Genomic DNA, 4,692 nt, shown 5'->3' on the forward strand with positions numbered 1-4,692 from the left:
GGCGGCGCTGCAGGCGATCTGCGACCGGCTCGGCCCGGGCGCGATCCAGGTGTTCGCCGAACGCTGGTGGTCGAGGCTGCCGCTGCCGCTGACTGAACACGACCGCGCCGCGGGCTATTGGTGGGAGCTGTCGATGCGCCAGGTCGAGACCTCGCGCACCCTGGTGTTCGACGCGCCGCGCCGGGCCCGCGGATTCTTCGAGGCGCTGGTGGCCGACAACCTCGACATCGGCCGCCCGGAGGTGATCGAGCTCATCTTCCGGCGGGGCCAGCGGCGGGGACGCCCCGCGGGCGGGGAATACAAGACGAAGATCGTCACCTACGGCACCGAGGTCAACGTCAACGCCTTTTACCGGCACTCCCGGATCAAACAGTATCTGAAGGACGGGCGGGCGCTGCGCGTCGAAACCGTGATCAACGACCCGGGCGATCTGGGCTGCCTGCGCCGGTTGGCCCATCTCGACGAGCTGCAGACCCGCGCCCGTGCGGTCAACACCAAACTGCTCGATACTGAACGTGTCGGCCAGGGCTGCGTCCTTGCGAGTCCAGCCTTTGAGCGGATCGCGCGGCCCACCCTCACCGAGGAGGGCAGGAGGGCCCCGGCCTTACGGTTCGGCGACCCTCGGGTCCAGGCCCTGGCCGGCGCCCTGTGCACCAGCGTGCTCGCCGTCACCGGCATCACCAACAAGAGCCTGCGCGCCTTGATGACCGGACTGCTCGACGGCACCACCTACACCATGAACCGGGCCAGCTATGACCTGGCCCGCCTCGCCCGCAACGGGCTCATCACCCGAGTCCCCGGCAAGAATCTGTACCGTCTCACCGGCGACGGCCTGCGGTTCGCGATCTTCTACACCAAGCTGCACGACCGACTTTTGCGTCCGCTGCTCGCCGCCGATCAGCCGCCCGCGCCACCACCAGTACGAAAGGCCTTGCACACCATCGACATTCACATCAGTGAACGCATCGACCGGGCCCGCCTCCTGCCAAAGACAGCCTGAAAACTCAGGACAACCCTCGCAGTCCTAGCGACCGAGGTTCGCTAGAGGGACGACTGGCCACGCCAACACTGGGCGGGCTTTGCGATTCCGCTCGACAACAGCAGCCGAGCGGCTGTCATGAGGATTCCCGGCCATCGTTCTCGGTGAGCAGGGTGAGGGCTGAGGACTTGCGTCTGGCGACGCCCAGCAGACGGACGTGGCCACGTGTCTCACGTAACGGATACACGGGGCGATCGCAAAGGCTCGAGAGAGGCCGAGGTCGGGGCGGAAGTTTGGAAAACGTTGACGTAACTAGCTGTAGATAAGGGTTGACAGCGACCGGGTCCCCGCCGGTCATTCTGGGCGGGGCTGCTGAACGGCAGAGCAGGTGAGACGATGCCGAGTTGGCGACCAAGCGGACGCGCCGGCGGTCCGGCGTCACGGGTGGCAGATCGAAACTCGCTCGATACACCCTACGGTGTATGATGGTGTCATGTCGCGGACCAACATCGAGATCGACGATGAACTGGTGGCCGCCGCCCAACGCATGTACCGGCTGGATTCCAAGCGCAGCGTCGTTGATTTCGCACTGCGCAGGCTAGTTGGTGAGCCGTTGAGCCGCGATGAGGCGTTGGCGTTGCAGGGCAGCGGATTCGACTTCACTAACGAAGAGGTCGAGGCGTTTTCGGACGCGGACACACGACGTGACGACCAGTCGTAGATGATCGTCGATACCTCTGTCTGGATTGACTTTCTCTCCGGCTCACAGTCATTGGCCGCCCGCTGGCTGGCCGATCGAATCGCCGCCGATTCGGAGGTGATCGTGCCCGAGGTGGTGATGATGGAGCTCCTGATCGGCACGACCGACGAGTCCACGGCGGCACTGCGGCGGCGACTGTTGCAGCGTTTCACGATCGAGCCGCTCGCCCCGGTGCGCGACGCCGAAGATGCCGCCGCCATTCACCGGCGCTGTCGCCGCGGCGGTGACACCGTACGCAGCCTGATCGATTGCCAAGTGGCCGCGATGGCGCTGCGGATCGGGATCCCCGTCGCGCATCGTGACCGCGACTACGAGGTGATCCGCACCCATTGCGGATTGCAGACCGAGCCCTTGTTCTGACTGCGGACACCGGGCGGTCCGCTCTCGGCCTGGCCGCGACAGGGGCGCCACAGGTCGTCCGCGCACGCATGTGCCAGAACCTATCGGTGCTGGATTCGTGGATTAGTCCAGCCCTGCCCCGTGGGTACGGCTGCGTATCCGGGGAAAGCTGAGTAACCGGTGGGTCACAGAAGACCGGGATTTGCGGCCACGGCTGGGACGGGTGCAGCGCCGAGCCCGGTGGAGGGTTCTACGCCCAGAAGGGCGGCCAGGAGAACGACAACCAGAGCTGTGTGCGCTTCTCTGCCAACGGAATCAGCATGGCCGTCGCGTGGGCCCACTGGGAGGTCGACGGCGACTGGTACCCGGACTTCCCGGGGGTCATCACCCCCGCCGAGAACCACGGCGACTGGGGCGGCACAGACCTATTCCCAGCGTTCGGGATGCCGACCCTGACCTAACCTCGATTGTGGGTGCGGCCGAGCGCTCGCAGCCGGTGGGGTCGACAACCGGCGGGCTCGCAACGGGTCCAACTGGCCTGGGCATCCTTTTGCGCCAGGGCAAGCCGTGCACGGACACCTCGGGGATGACGAAGTCGGCTTGCAGCGGGTCATACGGTCGGGTCTGGGCTATTCACGGACTTGTGTCGCCGGGGGCGTGTTGGCCCTCCCAATAGGTGATCGCCGCGTCGAGCGCGCCGCTGGGGAAGTCCTCGCCGTAGCGCTCACGCAAGTGGTGCAGGAATGCCAGGATCGCGTGGGCTTCCTCGGGGGCGATACCGTCAAACCGTGCGGCGAACCGCCGGGCCAGTATTCCGGAATCGATCAATTGCAGTGCTTGTGACCGCAATATCTCCACCGTCTCCTCCGGCAGTCCTGCGCCGCTGGCCCGGTTGTTCCGGCGTAGTCGCTCGAACCGCGCCGCCACATTGTCGCGAGCGGGCGGCGTGAGTTGGCCCAAAAGCTCGGACGTGAGCACCGTGAGCGCGGGGTAATCCGCCGTGATGGCGGCCAGGAAGGCCGGCAGGAAATACAGGAAGGCCTCCGGCTTGAGCAAGCCCAGATTTCCGCCGACGATGTCGCGCAACTCTGCAACGCTGAGTTCGGACGACTGGCGCGCGGAGAGCACGTCGCGCGCCCGTTCGCGCTCCGGATGGCCGTTGACGGCGTCGAGAAGGTCGGCGGCAGCGGGCCGCGGGCGGCGTGCAAACGCGGAAAAGAACACATCCGGCCGATCCATCTGCGCGCTCCTCAGCCTTCGGATGGCCCCCCGCCGCCCAGTACGCCGCGAAGCCGCACCAGTAGCGCGATGATGACCGCGGCGGCTGTTGCCATGGCGGCGCCTTCTGCGGCCGCGGCAATCGCGGCGACGATCAGGTCGAGGAGGGCAATGATCGCGGCGATGAGCGCCACGATGAGCGCCACCACGACCGCCACCGCGACTTCGACCATGGCAAGCGCGAGCAGCGCGCGAATCTGCGCGACGACGACGGCCATGGCCGCGACCAGTTCGGGCGAGCAGTTCGAACCGTTGAAGAACGCGAAGCAATCCTCCAGCATCTCGGTCTTGTTTTTCACCTGTTCGCGGTGACCGGTATCGCCGCCGCGGAAGCACTCGATCATCAACGCGAGACGCGCAGCGATCTCGGCGGAGATCGCCGCGATCTTGAAGGCGAGGCGGTTACAGTCGTCTCCGGCGCGACACTTACCGAGCCCGTCGACAACGGCCTTCGCCGTCACGACCGAGCCTTGTAGAACGATGTACCTCGTCCAGTCGCAGTCGCCGGGGGGCCTCATGCCGTCACCGGGATAGGGCTGCCGCCGCACCGGTGCAAGCCCGTGGGATTGCCCGCCGCCCTGCAGCGTGTGGGCGAGCTCGTGCGCGAGTAAGCGTCTGCCTGCCGACGAAGACTGGTCGAATTGTCCGGAGGCGAAGACGATGTTCTGGCCTACCGTATAGGCGCGCGCGTTGACGGCTCGCGCCGACCGCGCGGCGTGCTCACTGGTGTGCACCCGCACGCGGGAGAAATCATGCCCGAAGCGTGATTCCATGAAGGCGCGCGTCGCCCCGTCCAACACTTGTCCCGGCGAGGAAACCACATCGTGCACGATGGACGGCGCTTCCATCGCGTCGGTGGGGCCGGCCGCTGTGCGCTGCAGCTTGTCCTCGTCTTCACATGCTTCGCATTTGCGTCGCAGCAGGTCGTTGCCGTCGGCCGACACGGATGCGGACGGGTCGGGCATCCGCATCACCTGCTCGGCGGCGCGGTCGGCTTCGGCTTCGGCGGGGTCGCTGGCGGCACCCACCGCGAGCTTGCGCCTCAGCGGTGCACCGTTGACCGAGAGCGATGTGAAATCGAACCGCGTATCCGGCATGTCAGCAGGTCGACGCTGGATGCTAGCGGGCCGCGGAGACGGGCGCGCCGCCGGTGCCGCGGGTCTTTTCGACAGCTGCATCGTATGCATCCTCGCCTCCTAGGAGGGCGCTGAATAATCGGCGCGCCTCCCCGGAATATCGCTCTGAACTGGGAAAATAGGCCCATGCAGGGTGTGGAGCGGGCGGATCGGGAACTGCTGGACGCAGAGGCATTGGTCGGTCATCTGGTGCCTGAGGG

At 66.4% G+C, this 4,692-nt stretch carries 5 protein-coding genes and 1 pseudogene; 4 read left to right on the forward strand and 2 right to left on the reverse strand.

Translation table 11 applies throughout. The features are described from left to right. The 4 genes and pseudogenes from VMD50_RS07715 to VMD50_RS07730 all read left to right on the forward strand — a co-directional run. A pseudogene (locus VMD50_RS07715) lies at window positions 1-1,000 on the forward strand (hypothetical protein); the annotation flags it as partial. Window positions 1,001-1,472: 472 nt separating this feature from the next. Further along, a complete protein-coding gene (locus tag VMD50_RS07720; protein WP_325426467.1) occupies window positions 1,473-1,700 on the forward strand; it encodes a type II toxin-antitoxin system VapB family antitoxin in 228 nt (75 codons plus the stop codon). Next, window positions 1,701-2,099 carry a type II toxin-antitoxin system VapC family toxin gene (gene vapC / locus VMD50_RS07725; RefSeq protein WP_325426469.1) on the forward strand — a complete coding sequence of 133 codons (399 nt, stop codon included), beginning with the start codon at window positions 1,701-1,703 and terminating at the stop codon, window positions 2,097-2,099. A 299-nt stretch (window positions 2,100-2,398) separates the two neighbouring features. Beyond that, window positions 2,399-2,539 (forward strand): hypothetical protein, encoded by a 141-nt coding sequence (locus tag VMD50_RS07730; protein WP_325426471.1) that lies wholly within the window; start codon window positions 2,399-2,401, stop codon window positions 2,537-2,539. Between the two features lie 172 nt (window positions 2,540-2,711). Here VMD50_RS07730 and VMD50_RS07735 read toward each other — a convergent pair whose 3' ends face one another. Both VMD50_RS07735 and VMD50_RS07740 read right to left on the reverse strand, forming a co-directional pair. After that, on the reverse strand, window positions 2,712-3,317 hold the full coding sequence (locus tag VMD50_RS07735; RefSeq protein ID WP_325426473.1) for a hypothetical protein: 606 nt from the start codon (window positions 3,315-3,317) through the stop codon (window positions 2,712-2,714). An 11-nt stretch (window positions 3,318-3,328) separates the two neighbouring features. Continuing rightward, entirely contained in the window at window positions 3,329-4,453 is a 1,125-nt protein-coding gene (locus VMD50_RS07740) for an eCIS core domain-containing protein (protein WP_325426475.1), read from the reverse strand. Between the last annotated feature and the right edge of the window lie 239 nt (window positions 4,454-4,692).

The sequence above is a fragment of the Mycobacterium sp. genome (assembly GCF_035506235.1).
In the GTDB taxonomy this organism is placed as follows: Bacteria; Actinomycetota; Actinomycetes; order Mycobacteriales; family Mycobacteriaceae; genus Mycobacterium.